The organism is Nocardia sp. No.11, assembly GCF_038752175.1.
In the GTDB taxonomy this organism is placed as follows: Bacteria; Actinomycetota; Actinomycetes; order Mycobacteriales; family Mycobacteriaceae; genus Nocardia; species Nocardia canadensis.
Genome location: NZ_JBCGFB010000001.1, coordinates 83,923 through 101,372, shown reverse-complemented (window position 1 = coordinate 101,372; position 17,450 = coordinate 83,923). Strand labels below are relative to the sequence as shown.

Below are 17,450 nucleotides of genomic sequence, written 5' to 3'. Positions count from 1 at the left end.
CGGTGCTCGATCCGCCTGCTCGACACGGTTGGCCGCGCCCGCGAGGATAGGTCGATGTCGACACGCGAACTGGTCGTGCTCGGGACGGCGGGGGCTGTGCCGACGCGACGTCGTAACCACAACGGGTATCTCCTGCGCTGGGACGGCCGGGGCGTGCTGTTCGATCCCGGTGAGGGTACGCAGCGGCAGATGTCGCAGGCGGGTGCGTCGGCGACGGAACTGCGCTGGCTGTGCGTTACCCACTTCCACGGCGATCACTGCCTCGGGGTGCCCGGCATCGTGCAGCGGTTGGGGCGGGACGGCGTCCCGCATGACGTGCACGCGGTGTTTCCCGCCGACGGCGCCGACTACTGGGAGCGGCTGAAGTACGCGACGAGCTACTACGACGAGCCGCATCTGGTGGAACATCCGCTCAGCGGGCCCGGTGCAACGCTGCAGGGCGACGGTTTCACCCTCACCGCGCTGCCACTCGACCACAGCATCACCACCTACGGCTATCGACTCGCCGAGCCCGACAGCCGGACGTTTCTGCCCGAACGTCTACGCGCGCACGGGATTTCCGGTGCGGCGGTCCGGGAACTGTCCGGGCCGCTGCTCGAGGAGTGCACGGTGCCCAGGCCGGGCCAGAAGGTGGCGTTCGTGATGGATACCCGCCTGTGCGACAACGTCTACGCGCTGGCCGAGGGCGTGGACATGCTCATCATCGAGTCCACGTTCCTGGACTCCGAGACCGACCAGGCCCGGGAACGCGGCCACCTCACCGCGCGGCAGGCGGGTGAGGTGGCCCGGTCGTGTGGGGTGCGAACCCTGGTCCTGACCCACTTCTCGGAACGCTACGGCGAAGGCGACGACCCGCTGTTCCTCGCGCAGGCCGATTTCCCCGAGGCCGTACTCGCGCACGATCTGGACCGGATCCCGTTGCCGGCCCGGCGGCCGGCTCGCTGAACCGTTACCGCTGGTAGTCCCGCACGAACGGCGTGTCCACGCCCAACGGCCCGAGCGCGGTCGCACCACCGGGCTCCCCCAGCGGTGCGTCCCGCCCGGACAGCGGTTCGGTGAAGAATCGGGCGTCGGCTCGGCGGGTAGTAGGCCCGTGCCTATCACCCCATCAGCGCCACTGATGGGTTCGTGATCGTCACAGCCACTCCCGCAACACCTTGGCGATCGACTCGAGCGCGCGGCTCTCGGTCATCCGCCAGTGCGTCGCGTCCACGAGATGGTTGCGCACCGGGCGGCTGGCGGCCTCGGTCCAGGACGCGGCGCCGGTGGAGCCGGTCGGATCGTCCTGGGCGGCGGTGAAATAGGTGATGGCACCGTCGAATCGGCGTGGCCGGTAGGCCGCGTCGAGTGCCGCCGAAGCGATCGCCGCGTCGACGACGCGCTCGATCCGGGCGGAGTCCAGCGATGCCAGCGGTGCGGCCAGCCGGCCGAGGACCTCGGCCAGACCCTGCGCGTCGGCCACCTCGTCGAAGGTGCCGTCGGCAGCGAGGTCACCGGCGAACCCGCCGAGCAGATCGGCCGCCGTGACCGGGCTCGCCGTAGCCTGCGACGCGGCGCTGAGCGTGCTGTCCAGCATGCCCAACAGCGCGACCTCCTCACCGTCTTCCTGCAGTTGCACCGCCATGGCGTGCGCGAGCACTCCGCCCAGTGACCAGCCGAGCAGGTGGTAGGGCCCTTCGGCTTGGATCTGTCGAATCTGCTTGAGATAGAGCAGCGCCCATTCCTCGATCGAATCCGGCAGCGGCTCGGCCGAGCTCAGCGCCGGCGACTGCAGACCGTAGATCGGCCGGTCGGGATGCAGGTGCGCGGCGAGCCCACCGAACGACCAGGCGACACCGCTGATCGGGTGCACGCAGAACAGCGGCTCGCGGGTGCCGACGGTCCGCAACGGCAACAAGACATCGAACGCCGCGTCGGCGCCGGTGCTGTCGGCTCCGTCGGCACGCAGCGCGGCGAGGATCCCCGCGGGCGTCGGGGTGGTGAACAGCCACGTCACCGGGATGGTCGCGGCCACCGCGGCACCGAGTTGGGTCGCCAGACGGGTAGCACTGAGGGAGGTGCCACCCAGTTCGAAGAAGTGGTCGTCCATGCCGACCCGGTCCAACCGCAGGACATCGGCGAAGATCTCGCACACCGTCTGCTCGATCGCGGTGCCGGGGGCACGGTAGGCGCGGGTCGCGACTTCGGGTGCGGGCAGCGCGGCGCGGTCGAGTTTGCCGACCGAGGTGAGCGGCACCTCGTCGATGACCATGATCGTGGCGGGCACCATGTGCGAGGGCAGCGACCGCGACGCCCACTCGCGCAGATCCTCGACGACGACCATCCGATCCGGCGCGGCGACCACATACGACACCAGCACCGTCGCGCCGGTCTGGTTCTCCCGGCCCATCGTGACCGCGTAGCCGACATCGGCGTGCGCGGCGAGCACCGCGTCGATCTCCTCCAGCTCGATGCGGAAGCCGCGGATCTTCAGCTGGAAATCGGTGCGCCCGCGATACTCCAAGGCCCCGTCGGCATTCCACGCCGCCAGGTCACCGGTGCGATACAACCGGGTGCCGGCGTGGAAGGGATTCGCCACGAAGCGTTCGGCGGTCAGGTCGGGCCTGCCGAGGTAGCCGCCTGCCAGCTGGGCGCCGGCCAGATACAGCTCACCCGGCACACCGACCGGCACCGGCCGCAGACGGGCATCGAGCACGTAGACCTGACTGTTCCACACCGGCTTGCCGATCGGGACCGTCGCGGTGTCCGCGGCGCGGACCTGGTGGCTGGTGATCGAGACCGCCGCCTCGGTCGGTCCGTACACGTTGAACAGCGTGGCCTGCGGTGCCGCGGATTCGACTCGACGGGCCAACGCCACGGGCAGCGTCTCGCCGATCGCCAGGACCCGGCGCAGCGAGGCGGGCAGCCCATCGGCGGGCAGCGCGTCGAGCATCGACGGCACCGCGTGCAAGGTGGTGACAGCCTCGCGGCGCATCAGCTCGGCGAGGTAGGCCGGATCGCGGTGACCGTCGGGTGCGGCGATGACCAGGCGACCGCCCGAGACCGCCGTCGACCAGAACTCCCACACCGACAGGTCGAAGGTCGCCGCCGTCTTCAACAGCACGACGTCCTCGGCGGTGAGGCCGAATCTCTCGGCCTTCCACCGCAACTGGTTGACCACGGCCGCGTGCGAGACCACCACACCCTTCGGACGCCCCGTCGAGCCCGACGTGAAGATCACATAGGCGGTATTGGCCGCCCGCAGCGGAGCGCGCCGGTCGCGATCGGTGAGCGGGGCGGCACTCAGCGCCGACAGCTCGAGCTGGTCGACCCGCACGACCCGGATCCCGGCTGCCGCGAACCCGGTGTCGGTGTCGGTGAGCACCAGCATCGGCAGCGCCGTGTCCAGGATGTACTCGGTACGCGCGAGCGGCTGATCGGGATCGATCGGCACATAGGCGCCACCCGCGGTGGCGACCGCGTACATCGCGATCACCAGCTCGACCGAGCGCCGCATGGCCAGCGCCACCCGGGTCTCCGGGCCGACCCCCGCGGCGACGAGATACCGGGCCAGCCGGTTCACCCGGGCGTCGAGCTCGGCGAAGGTCCACCGTCGGTCCTCGGCCACGAGCGCCACCGCATGCGGGTCCGCGGCCACGGTCTCGTCCAGCAGCGACACCAGGGTCGCGGCCGGATCGGTCTGACGCGCGGTGCGATTCCACCGTTCGACAATGCGGGTCCGCTCCGCCGGAGCGAGCAGATCGATCGTGTGCAGCGGTGCGCCGGGCGCGGCGACCACCGCGGCGATGATCCGGGTGAAGCGCTCCAGGAATCCGCGCACTGTCACGGCGTCGAACAGATCGGTGGCGAAAGTGCAGTAACCGCCGATCCCGGCGGCCGCGCCGTCGCCGGTGTAGCGATCGGCCAGAATGAAATGCAGGTCGAACTGCGAGAGCTCGCGGTCGGTCTCCACCGAGGACACGCTGATGCCGGGCAGGTCCATCCGTACTTCGGCGAGGTTCTGGAACGACAGGCCCACCTGGAACAGCGGATGCCGAGCCGTGGAGCGGACCGGATTGAGCACTTCCACGAGCCGCTCGAACGGGACGTCGCTGTGCGCGAACGCCTGCAGGTCGATCTCGCGCTGGCGGGCGAGCAGTTCGGCGAAACTCTCGTCGCCGTCGACCTCGGTGCGGAACACCAACGTGTTGACGAACATGCCGATCAGATCGTCCAGCTCGGCCTCGCCACGTCCGGCGACCGGGGTGCCGATGGCGATGTCGGTGGTGCCCGACAGTCCCGCGAGCAGGACGGCCAGCGCGGTGTGCACGGCCATGAACAGCGTCGCGCCTTGCGTGCGGGCCAATTCGGTGAGCGCGGCATGGGTGGCGGCGTCCACGGTGAACGGCACCCGGCCACCGGCATAGGACTGCACCGCCGGGCGGGGACGGTCGCGGGGCAGGTCGAGCTGGTCGGGCAAATCGGCCAGCGCCCGGCGCCAATAGGCGATCTGTTCGGCGCCCACCGAGGTCGGATCGGTGTCCTCGCCCAACAGCGTCTGCTGCCACACCGCGTAGTCGGCGTACTGCACGGCCAGCGGAGTCCACGTCGGGGCACGCCCGTCGACGCGGGCGCCGTAGGCGGTCACCAGGTCGCGGGTGAGCGGGCCACCGGAGAAGCCGTCACCGGCGATGTGGTGGATCGCCATGGCCAGCACGAAGTCCTCGGGTCCGGCCTCGAACAGCGTCGCCCGCAGCGGCACCTCCGCGGTGACGTCGAAGACCGTCGACACCAGTTGCAGCACAGCGGGTTCCACCTCGGCGGTGGAGCGCACAGCCAACCGGGGCAGATCCGGATGGCCGACGGGCAGGACAACCTGCACCGGCGCGTGATCCACGACCGGATACACGGTGCGCAGGATCTCGTGCCGGGCCACCACATCACCGAACGCCGCCCGCAAGGCCGCGACATCGAGCGCACCGCCCAAGCGCAACACCACCGGAATCGTGTAAGCGGAGGTCCGGGTATCGAAACGGTTGAGGAACCACATGCGCTGCTGGGCGGGCGAGAGCGGGAGCCGCTCGGGCCGAGCCTGGGCGCGCAGCGCGGGACGGCGGCCCGCCCGGGTCAGCCGGGAGACCTCCGCGGCGCACTCGGCGACCGTCGGTGCCGCGAACAGCACCCGCACCGGGACCCGGACCGCCACGGCCGCGCTCAACCGGGCGGACAGCCGGGTCGCCAGCAGCGAGTTGCCGCCACGCTCGAAGAAGTTGTCGTCGGCGCCGACCTGTTCGATGCCCAGCACCTCCGCGAACACCCCGGCGACGGTACGTTCGAGGCCGTTCGCCGGCCGCCGGTAGGGGCGGGCCGTGAAGACGGGCGCGGGCAACGCCTGCCGGTCGAGTTTGCCGGCGGAGGTCAACGGGATCTCGTCCAGCACCATCACGGCCGCCGGAACCATGTGCGCGGGCAGCATCGACGACGACCACCGCGCCACCGCACCGGGATCGATGTCACGGCCGGTCACATACGACACCACCGTCGTCTCGCCCGCCGGATTCTGCGCGCCGACGGTGACCGCGAAGGTGACCTGCGGATGCCGGGCCAGCACGGCGTCGATCTCGCCCAGCTCGATCCGGAAGCCCCGGATCTTGACCTGGAAATCGGTGCGGCCCAGGTACTCCAGCTCGTCGGCGGCCTCCGCGCCACGCACCCAGCGCACGAGATCGCCGGTGCGGTACATGCGTTCGCCCGGCGCACCCCACGGGCAGGCGACGAACCGGTCGGCGGTCACGGCACCACGCCGGTGATAGCCGCGGGCCAAGGCCGGACCGGCCAGATACAGCTCACCGGTGACACCGACGGGCACCGGATGCAACCGCTGGTCGAGCACCATCGCGCGCAACCCCGGCACCGGACGGCCGATCGTGACCCGGTCACCGGCGCGCAACCGCGCGTAGGTCGCGCCGATCGTGGCCTCGGTCGGTCCGTAGCCGTTGAGGAAGCGGCGCCCGCGCTGCCAGGCGGTCAGCAGCTCGGCGGTGGTCGCCTCACCGCCCGCCGAGACACAGCTCAGCTCGGGCAGCCCGGCCGGGTCGAGGGTGCCCAGCAGGGCGGGGGTGATGATCGTGTGGGTCACGCGTTCCCGGCGCAGCAGCTCGTCGAGTTCGACACCGCCGACGGTGCCCGGGGGCGCGATCACCAGGGTGGCGCCGCGATGGAAAGCGGTGCCGATCTCCTCGATCGACTGGTCGAAGCTGGGCGAGCAGACGTGCAGCATCCGGTGGTCGTGCCGCAGGCCCATAATGGTGGCCGAGTGCGCGATCAGCGCGCCGAGGCCCGCGTGGGTGACGGTGACACCCTTGGGCCGCCCGGTGGAGCCGGAGGTGTAGATCACGTAGGCGGCGTGGTCGCGCCGCAGCGGAGCCGTCCGGTCCCGGTCCCGCACCGCGGTGGCGGGGTGGGTGGCGATGCGGGCGCGCACGGCGGGATCGTCGAGCACCAGCCAGCGCGCCGACTCGCCGAGTGCCGCGGCGTGACCGGCGACGGTGACGCCCCTCGTGGCGCCGGAATCGTCGAGCATGTGCCGGACCCGGTCCGCGGGGTAGTTCGGGTCGACCGGCAGATACACGCCACCGGCCTTCGCGATCGCCCAGAACGCCAGGATCGACTGGTAACCGCGCGGGATCGCCGAGGCGACCACGGTTTCCGGTCCGACGCCGTCGGCGATCAACAGCCGGGCCAGGCGTGAGGAGTCGGCGTCCAGGTCACCGTAGGTGTGGCCGCGGCCGTTGTCGCGCACCGCGATCCGGTGCTGGCCGTAGTCGGTGCCGCGCACCAGCAGGTGCGGCAGGGTCGCGGCGGTCGAGGGTGTGCCGCCCTCGCCGATCCGGGTCAGGAAGACGTCCTCGTCGCGATCCGACAGGGGCAGGTCGCCGACCGGTGTGCCCGGTCGCTGGGCGAGCGCGGTCAGGATCCGCACCAGGCGCCGGCCGAACGCGAGCGCTTCGTCGTCGTCGAACACTGTTCGTGCGAAAGACATTTCGATGATCGAACCCGCGTCGTGCTCGACCACGGCCAGGGCCAGTTCACCGGCTCCGGGACCGTCGAACCCCAGCGTCACCTGGTCCAGGTGATCGGCACCGACCAAGGCGGCCAGGTCCGCCGACGGAACTCCCGCGTGCGCGAGCGCCTGGGCCTCACTGCGCTGGGCCCGGGCCAGCAGCGCGAGGAAGGGCTGGCCGAGGTCGACCCGGGTGCGGACCACCATGGTCTGCTCGGGCGCGGCGAGGACGATGTCGTCGGTCCCGGTCAGCCGAGCCAGCAGCACGGCGACAGCGCTGCGGATCAGCGCCGACCAGCCGACTCCGGCCGCATCGGCGAGCGCACGCAGTTCCTGCTGCACCGCGGCCGGAATCGGCAGCCGGGTCTGTCCCCGCCCGCCCCCGCTCTCGCGAGTCGCCGTGGGCAGCGTGAGCCGACCGGGCGGATCGGCCAGGGTCTCCCGCCAGAAGCGGGCACGCGCGATCGGATCGCCGGGTGCGGTCGCGAGCCGCTGCGCGATCGCGCCCGCCGTGGTGTCCGCGCCGGCGGTGATCACGGCGGTCAGGGCGGTGCGCAGCCGGTCGGTCACCGCCTGCGCGGTGGCCTCGGCGACGAGATCACGCCGGTACTTGATCTGCACCTGGGTGCGCGCCCCCAGGAACACCAGGATGGTGAGCGGATAGTGCGTGTAGTCGGCCCCGCGCAGACCATCGATTCGCAGGTTGTCGAGCGCACCGCCCGCCTGCTGGAGCCCTTCGGCGTCGACCGGGTAGGACTCGAAGGCCAGCATCGTGTCGAACAATTCACCGCGCCCGGCTACCCGCTGGATCGCACCGAGACCGAGATGATGGTGATCGAGCACCGAGGCCTGCTCGGCCTGCACCGCACGCACGAGATCGGTGACGGTGCCGGTCGGGTCGAGCCGGACCCGCACCGGCACCGCGTCGACGAACAAACCGATCATGTCGCCGACACCGTCCAGTTGCGGCGGACGGCCGGAGACCGTGGCGCCGAAGACGATGTCGTCGCGCCCGCTGGTCCCCGCGACGACCAGACCCCACGCCGCCTGGAAGACGGTGTTCGCGGTGACCTCGGTGCGGGCGGCGAACGCTGCCAGCTCGGCGGTGCGGTCGGCATCGATGTCGAACTCGCACAGGCCGAATCCGGTGCCGGTGGCCGGCGGCCACGTCAGCTCCGGTGCCAGCATGCTCGGCTCCACCCCGGCCAGCACCGTCGACCACGCGTGCTCGGCGACCCCGCGATCCTGCCGGCTCAGCCAGCGCAGATAGTCACGGTAGGGGCGCACCGGCGGCAGGGGCGCCGCGTCACCGTGCGTGGCGTACAGGACCAGCAGCTCCTTCATCAACAGCGGCATCGACCAGCCGTCGAGCAGGATGTGATGACCCGTCAGCACGAGATGGCTGCGTCCGGAACCGCTGGTGTAGACGGTGAATCGCAGCAGCGGCGCGACCGCCGGATCGAAACCGGCCTCCTGATCGGCGGCCAGCAGCGCGGACAGGTCGGCGTCGTCGACATCGCCGACGACCCGCAACGGCGCCTCGATCGCGTCGGCCACCACCTGCACCGGCGTGCCGTCCGCGGCGGTGACGAACGCCGAGCGCAGGTTCGCGTGCCGGTCCAGCACGGTGGCGGCCGCCCGGCGCAGCCGCTCGGTGTCGAGATCGCCGGAAAGTTCGGCGACGAGCTGGATGACATAGGCGTGCACCGAGTCGTCCAGGAGTTCACCCAGTGCCAGCAGCGACTGCTGCAGCGGGGACAGCGGCAACACCTCCGTCAGCCCGGGGTGGGTGCGGCGCCACAAGTCCAGATCCGCCTGCGACACCCGCACCAACGCGACATCGGACGGAGTCAGACCGCCCGCGTCCGGATGCCGGGTGTGCTCGGCGAGCGCGGCCAGCTGCCCGCGCCACTCGTCGGCCAGCTCCAGCACCTCGTCAGCATCGAGAATGCCGGTGGCGTAACGGAAATCGGCGCGCAGCTGGAGACCGGCGTCGGTGGGCACGGCGATCACGTTGATGTCCACGACGGTGTGCGCCGGCAGCGCGGGGTCGAAGTCGACATCGATGTCGCCGAGATCGGCGGCGGGCAGCCAGGCCGCGTCCGCGGCGGGGTCGTTACCGGTCGTCGCACGGCCCAGATAGTTGAAGCCGACCTGGCCAAGGCCGCCGGTGAGCTGATGCGCCGGGTCCAGGCGCAGCACCCCGAACCCGATGCCGTTGTCCGGCACCGCCAGTAGCTGTTCCTTCACCGACCGCACCGCCGTCGCGAGCGCGGCGTCGTCGACGCGCCCCGGAACCGCGGACAGGTCGAGCACGACCGGGTGGACGCTGGTGAACCAGCCGACGGTCCGGGTCAGATCCGCGCCGGGGACGACGTCTTCAGCACGCCCGTGTCCCTCCAGCCTGATCCGCAGGGTGTCGGCGTCCACGCCACGACGCGCCCGCCATGCGCGCACAGCCAGCGCGAGCGCCGCGAGCAGAGCGTGGTCGGCGCCGGCCCGGTACTGCGCGGGCAGCGTGGTGAGCAGCGGCTCGGTGACCACGGCCGGAACCTGCACCGTGATCGACCGCATCGTCGCCTCGGTGTCGACCGCACTGTCGATGGCCCGCGTCCCCAGCAGCGGATCCGGGGTGGACAGCAGCTGCCGCCAGTAGTCGAGCTCGCCGGTGCGGTCGGCAGCGACCAGCCCGTGGGCCCACCGGCGGAACGAGGTACCGACCGGCGGCAGAACGATCTCCTGCCCGGCGTCGTACTGCGCCCACGCGACGACCAGATCGGGCAGCAGGATCCGCCACGACACACCGTCGATCGCGTAGTGGTGAGCCGCCACCACGAGCAGGTCCCTGGCCTCGCTCCGGCGCACCCAGGTGAACGCGATCATCCGGCCGTAACCCGGGTCGAGCGCCGACAGCGCCGAATCCATGGCGGCACTACCGATCCGGGTCAGCTCCTCGCCGTCGGCAGCCGCCGCGTCGACCTCGCAGACCAGCGCGTCCGCCGACACCGACTCGGGAGCCAAAACCTCGAACCGCCACCGCAGGCCATCGTGACGCAACCGCGAACGCAGCATGTCGTGACGGCGCAGCACCGCGGACACAGTCGCGACCAGACCGGCGCGATCGATACCGTCCGGCAGCGCCAGAACCATCGTCTGCGCGAAGCGATCACTCGAGCCGGTGGCCAGGAACTCGGCCAGCACCGGCGTCAGCGCGACCTCGCCGACCCCGCCACCGGGCAGTTCGGCCAGAGTCACGGCAGGACTGTCGACAGCGGCGACCGCGGCCAGCTTCGCCACGGTGCGGTGTTCGAACACCTGCCTGGTCGTGAACACGATGCCCGCCGCACGGGCCAGCGAGACCAGCTGGATCGACAGAATGCTGTCGCCACCGACGGCGAAGAACGAATCGTCGACCCCCACCGACTCGACCCCGAGCACCCGGGCGAACAACCCAGCCAGCACGGTCTCCCTCGGCGTCGACGGCGCCCGGACGACCGCCGACGCGGCCACCGGCTCCGGGAGCGCGGCACGATCGAGTTTGCCGTTGGAGGTCAGCGGCAGCGCGTCGAGCACGACGATCGCCGAGGGCACCAGATACGACGGCAAGCGTTGCGCGGCGTACTCGGAGAGCGCCGCCGGATCGGCGATCCGGCCCTGCGCGGCAACGACATAGCTGACCAGGACAGTCGACCCCGATGCCGCCGACCGGCCCACGGTCACCACCACCTCGACCTCGGCGCGACCGGTGAGCACCGCGTCGACCTCGCCCGGCTCGATCCGGAACCCGCGCACCTTCAGCTGGGTGTCCGCACGACCCACATAGTGCAGTTGCGCATCGCGCACGCGCACGAGGTCGCCGGTGCGATACATCCGCGCACCCGGGGCACCCCAAGGATCGGGGACGAACCGGGTCGAGGTCGTACCCGGCTGATTACGGTAGCCGCGCGCCACCCCGCGACCGGCCAGATAGAGCTCACCGGTGACCCCCGCCGGCACCGGATGCAACCGCGCGTCCAGGACCATCGCGTACGTGCCGGGCACCGGCGCACCGATCGTGACCGGGCGGCCCGCGGTGAGTTCGGCGTAGGCCGAGATGATCGTGGTCTCGGTGGGACCGTACCCGTTGAGATAGCGGCGACCCGGCTGCCATCTCGCCAGCAGCTCCGGTGTCGTCACATCACCGCCGACCGACAACAGCTCCAGCGCGTCCAGACCCCCGGGATCGAGAGTGCCGAGCACAGCGGGAGTGATGATGGCGTGGGTGACGGCTTCGGCGGCCAGCAGATCGCTCAGCTCGACACCGCCGAGGATCTCCGACGGCGCGACGACCAGCGTCGCCCCCGTCGTGAAGGCACACAGCCATTCCAGGACCGACGGATCGAACCACGGCGCGCAGATGTGCAGGAACCGGTGGTCCCCGGTGAGGCCGTAGCGGCGGACCGCCTCCTCGACCAGCAGACTCAGGCCCGCATGGGTCACGGTGACGCCCTTGGGGACGCCGGTCGACCCGGAGGTGTAGATGACATACGCGGGATGCTCCGCCCGCACCGGCGCACGCCGATCCGCATCCGTGACCGGCGTCGCGGCAGCCGACCCCGCCACCTCGTCGAGAGTCAGCCAATCCACACCCACCGGCACCCGATCGAGATACTCCGGCGCGGTGAGACCCAGGGCGGCCCCCGCATCGGCGACCACGTGAGCGAGACGCGGCGCGGGCTGGTCCGGGTCCAGCGGCACGAACAGCCCGCCCGCCTTCGCGATCGACAAGGCGGCGACGACCATCTCCACCGACCGTGGGAAGGCCACCGCGACAGCCACTTCGGGTCCCACGCCCCGCGCGATCAGGGCACGCGCCACCCGGGAAATCCGCGCGTCGAGTTCGCCATAGGTGACCGAGCGACCCCGGTACCGGATCGCCACTCGATCGGGACCGAGCGCGACACCACGGGAGACGAGATCCGGCAACAGCACCGGGGGAGCGTCGAGCTCGGCCGGACGCTCCGTGAGCTGCTCAGCCGCGTCGAGAAGGGGCAGGTCACCGATCGCGGACTGCGGATGTTCGACGATCGCGGTCAGCAACCGGACGAGTCGTTCGGCGAACACCGAGACGGTTTCCCGGTCGAACAGGGCACTGGTGAAACCGAATTCGGCGCGGACCGGCTCCGCCGATTCGGTGGGGACGGTCAGCGCCAGGTCGAACCCGGTGACGTCCGCTCGCGGGCCCGTCAGCAGCGCGATCCGCGCAGCCGAACGTTCGGCGACACCCAGGGCCGCCGACTCCGCCGCCGACAATTCCGGAAACACGCAGGCCTGCCGCGCCAGCGCGGCCGCATCGGACAGCAGCGCGTCGACGGTCCGGCCGCCAGGCACCGATAGTCGCAGCAGCACCGCCGGATCCCGCGGGGCGAACACGTCCATCGCGATGTCCGCACTGCCGGACAGCCGCGCCAGCAACACCGCGTACGCGACATGGACAACCGTGCGCACCGAAGTCCGCCGCGCCTGCGCGACTTCCCGCATCCGCCCGAACAAATCAGCCGGGATCTCGAACCGCACGTGATCGTCGATAGCCACCGGCCCGGCGGACCGGAGACGATCCGCCGGAAGGTTCAGCTCCGCGGGCAGATCGGCGAGTACCGCACGCCAATAGGCGAATCGGGCCACCGGATCATCGTGCCGGGAGAGCTCCGCGAGCACCGCACCCACCGGGCGATCCGGCGTATCGCGGAGCGCGTCGAGAACCACACGCAGCCGGTGCGTCAGCGCTTCGGCGATATCGGCGCCGACCACCTCGAGCCGGTACTGCAGGCCGACCCGGATACCGTCGCCCACCTCGACCCCGACCGCCACCGGATAGTGCGTCGCATTGGCCGCCTCGACATCGACGATCTCGAGACCGTCGAGGGAACCATGCGCGCGCCGCATCCCCTCGGTATCCACCGGATACGACTCGTAGGCCATCAGCGTGTCGAACAACTCGCCCGCGCCGGCGGCCCGCTGGATATCGGCCAGCCCCAGGTAATGCCCGTCGAGCAGCGCGACCTGCTCGGACTGCACCCGCGACAACACCGCGCGCAGCGACGCGGCAGCGTCGAGCCGCACCCGCACCGGAATGGTGTTCGCGAAAAGACCCACCATGGCGTCGACCCCGTCCAGCTGCGGCGGCCGCCCCGACACCACCGCACCGAACACGACATCGGCCCGGCCGACGACACCGGCCAGCACCACCCCCCACGCCGCCTGGAACAGGGTGTTCAGGGTGACCTCGTGCGCCGCGGCGGCCGCCGACAAAGCCTCCGCCTCGGTCGCCGACAAGTCGAGCGCGCACATCCCGTAACCTGCCACCGCATCCGCGGGCGGTGCGACAGCCGCCGTGAGCAGGGTCGGCTCGTGCCCGGACAGCGCCACGCGCCAATCGTCCAGCGCCGCCGAACGATCCCGGCCGGCCAACCACGCGAGATAGTCCCGATAACCCCGCACCCGCGGCAACAGCGACGGGCCGCCGTCGGTGCCGTAGGAAACCAGCAGTTCGCGCATCAGCAACGGCATCGACCAGCCGTCCACCAGCAGATGATGCGCGGTCAGCACCAGATGCAGATCACCGGAACCGCGGCGGTACACCGTGAACCGCAGCAGCGGCGCCGTCGACAGATCGAAACCGACCCGCGCCTCGGCCGCCAGGAACTCCCGCGGATCGCTGCTCGCGGTGTCGACGATCCGCCACGGCACCGCCACACCCTCGACCACGAAACCGACCGGCGTACCCGACGCCGCCGACCCGAACGAGGTGCGCAGAATGGCGTGCCGATCGAGCACCACCTGCGCGGCCCGCCGCAGTCGCTCGAGATCCACCGCACCCGCCAACTCGACGGCCAACTGGACCAGATACGGATCCGCGTCGGGGGAGACCTGCGCCAGATACAGCAAGCCGAGCTGCAACGGCGCCAACGGCACCACATCGCTGAGCCCGGGCAGCTCGCGATGCCAGGCATCCAATTCGTCCTGGGAAACCCGCACCAGCGCCACATCGGCGGGGGAGAGACCACCGGCCGCCGGGTCACGAAGATGATCGGCGAGCAGCGCCAACGCGTCGGTCCAGCACTCGGCGAGCGCACGCACCGACGCCTCGTCGATGACCCCCGAGGCATAGGAGAACGACGCCCGCAGCACCACACCATCCGCCGAACCGGCCGCCAGCGCGTTGACATCGACCACCGCGGCCGCCGGCAACGCCGGATCCTGGTCGGCGACAGGCTCACCCCACGCATCGGTGGGCAGCCAACCGTGATCGGCCAGCGAATCCGGCACGTCGCCGGCGGACACCCGACCCAGATAGTTGAATCCCACCTGGCCCAACGCACCCGTGAGCAGCGGACCCGACTCGAGGTCCAGATGCCGGAGCATGCCGAAACCGATGCCCTTGTGCGGCACCGCGAGCAGCTGCTCCTTGACCGCCTTCACCAGCGACGCCGTCGCCGCACCACCCCGCCACGCGGCCTCGGTGTCGATCCCGCCCAGCTCGAGCGCCACGGGATACATGCTGGTGAACCAGCCGACCGTCCGGGTCAGATCGGCGCCCGCGAGGGCCGATTCCGTACGACCGTGGCCCTCCAGACGGATCCGCGTCGCCGAGGCATCCACGCCACGGCGAGCCCGCCACGTCCGCACCGCCAGCGCCAGCGCGGCGAGCAGACCGTCCTCGGCGCCCGCACGATACCTCGTCGGCAGGTCGGTCAGCACCGCCCGAGTGACGTCGGCGGGCACCGTGACAGTGAAAGTCCGCACGGTCGACGCGGTATCGACCGAGCGGTCGAGCGCACGCGTACCCAGCAACGGGTCCGGCACCGCCAGCACCCGCCGCCAATGATCGAGTTCGTCCCGGCGGCCGGCCGCCGCCTCGGTCAGGCCGTGCGCCCACCGGCGAAACGACGTCCCGACCGGGGGCAAGCTCACCCGCTGCCCGGCCGCGTACTGTCCCCAGGCGGTCACCAAGTCCGACAACAGGATGCGCCAGGACACCCCGTCGATCACCGCGTGGTTGGCCGCCACGATCAGACCGTCCGGACCGTCCTCACGGCACAACCACACGAACGCGACCATCCGCGATGCCGCTGGGTCCAGCGACGCCAGCGCGGAATCCAGCGCCGCACTCGCGATCTCGGCGCGTTCCCGCTCGGTCCGGCCCGCCGCGACATCGACCCGGGTGAGCAGTTGGTGCGCCGCCACCGAGCCCGGCGGCAGCGCGTTCAGCTCCCAGCGACCGTCCACCTCCCGCACGCAGGCACGCAGCATGTCGTGGTGATTCAGTATCGCGGACAGGGTGTCCACCAACCCGATCCGATCGATACCGGCGGGCAGCGCCAACACCATCTGCTGGCTGAAACGGCCGAACACCCGGCCGCCCGACAGCGAGGCCGCCAGCACCGGCGTCAGCGGCATCGTCCCCACACCACCACCGGGAAGTTCGGCCAACGTCGGCACCGACTCCCCACCGACCACCGCGACCCGGGCCAGCCCCGCCACGGTCCGCTGCTCGAACACCTGCTGCGGAGTGAACGAGATGCCCGCCGTCCGCGCCCGCGAGACCAACTGGATGGACAGAATGCTGTCTCCACCCGAGGCGAAGAACGAATCCTCCGCACCGATCTCGCGCACCCCCAGAACCTGGGTGAACAGCTCGGCGATCGCGACCTCCACCGGACCCTCCGGCGCGCGCGAACCGGCCGCGCCGAAGACCGGCGCGGGCAGCGCCCGGCGGTCCAATTTGCCGTTGGGCGTCAGCGGGATCTCGTCCAGCACGATGAGCACCGACGGGACCATGTGCCCCGGCAACGACGTACCGACGAAACGCCTCACCTGCTCGGTGTCGACCGGAACACCTCGGCGGGGCAGGACATAGGAGACCAGCACCGTCGCCCCCGAGTCGGCCTTCACCCCCATCGTCACCGCGTACTCGAGGTCCGGATGAGCCGTCAGCGCGGCGTCGATCTCTCCGAGCTCGACGCGGAAACCCCGGATCTTCACCTGGAAGTCCGAGCGGCCGAGATACTCGAAGTCACCCTCGGCCGTACGGCGGACCAGATCACCGGTCCGGTACATCCGCGCACCCGCGGCCCCCGCGAACGGCGCGGCGACGAACCGCTCCGAGGTGAGCCCGGGCCTGCCCAGATAACTCTGAGCAAGCGCGGGACCCGACAGATACAGCTCACCGGCCACACCCGCCGGAACCGGCCGCAACCGTGCGTCCAACACCACCGCCCCGACACCAGGAAACGCCGAACCGATCGTGATCGGCGCGCCCGGCCGCAGACCGGCGCTGCCCGTGGCGAGAATCGTGGCCTCGGTCGGGCCGTACCCGTTGAAGAACGCACGCTCGCCGACCGCCCAACGATCGACCAGCGCCGGGCCGAACGCGTCACCGGCCACCACGACCACCCGCAGCTCGTCGAGCCCCTCGGCGTCGACCGACTCGAGCGCGGCAGGCGTGATCAACAGATGGGTCACCCGCTCCCGGCGCACCAGCGCCGCCAGCTCGGGGCCACCGAACACCGTCGGCGGCGACACCACCAATGTCGCACCCGCGTGGAAGGCCACCAGCAGCTCGAGCACCGAGACGTCGAAGTTCGGCGAGCACACGTGCAGCACCCGGTCGCCCGCGTGCACCCCATACCGGTCCCGCGCGGCCGTGACCAGCGCGCCCAGACCGGTGTGCGTGACCACGACGCCCTTGGGCCGCCCGGTCGACCCCGAGGTGTAGATGACATAGGCCGGATGCTGATCGGTGAGCGGACGCACCCGATCGAGATAGGAGATCGGATGCGACGGCCACGCCGCGATCCGGTCCCGGTGCCGGGGCGCGTCGACCTCGATCCACGCGAGCGCCTCGCCCAGGGCGCTCCGGTACGCCGCCGCGGTGAGCCCGAGCACCGCACCCGAGTCCGTCACCAGGTACGCGATCCGTTCCGCCGGCAGGCCGGGATCGACCGGAACATAGGCCGCGCCGGTCTTGGCGACCGCCCACACGGCCAGCACCGACTCGATCGAACGCGTGAATCCGAGCGCGACCACATCACCGGGCCCGATCCCGCGATCCAGCAGCTCCCTGGCCAGCCGCGACGACGACTCGTCGAGCTGGGTGTAGGTGAGTTCGATCCGGTCGCCGTCGGCGGGGGAGAAGGACAGGGCGATCGCCTCGCCCGCCGTGTCGACCGCCGCCGTCAGCAGCTGCGCGAAGAGGGGAGTGCTCGCCTTGCGATTGCCTCGACCTCGCGCCGCGCGACGAACCTCACCCATCCTTGTACAACATCCTTCATCCGTCCGGCCCACAGCTCTGCGATGACCCACGAACCCTGTCGGATTCTGGGCCTACCGGGCGGCGGACCAGTGTCGAACAAGCAAGAAGGAGTCG

The 17,450-nt window shown here is 71.0% G+C and carries 2 protein-coding genes; one reads left to right on the top strand and one right to left on the bottom strand.

Translation table 11 applies throughout. From position 1 onward, the window contains the following. Nucleotides 1-54: 54 nt before the first annotated feature. Nucleotides 55-945, top strand: a complete 891-nt coding sequence (locus V8688_RS00435; protein WP_218720183.1) for a ribonuclease Z — start codon at nt 55-57, stop codon at nt 943-945. 190 nt (nt 946-1,135) lie between these two features. Here the strand turns inward: V8688_RS00435 and V8688_RS00430 are convergent, their stop codons facing one another. Then, the gene (locus V8688_RS00430; protein WP_342799871.1) at nt 1,136-17,335 is read right to left on the bottom strand and encodes an amino acid adenylation domain-containing protein; all 16,200 of its coding nucleotides are present in this window, start codon (nt 17,333-17,335) and stop codon (nt 1,136-1,138) included. Between the last annotated feature and the right edge of the window lie 115 nt (nt 17,336-17,450).

Bases quoted from the DNA above. Each gene is read 5' to 3' on its own strand.
- V8688_RS00430 (WP_342799871.1), bottom strand. From the start codon at position 17,335: ATGGGTGAGGTTCGTCGCGCGGCGCGAGGTCGAGGCAATCGCAAGGCG.
- V8688_RS00435 (WP_218720183.1), top strand. From the start codon at position 55: ATGTCGACACGCGAACTGGTCGTGCTCGGGACGGCGGGGGCTGTGCCG.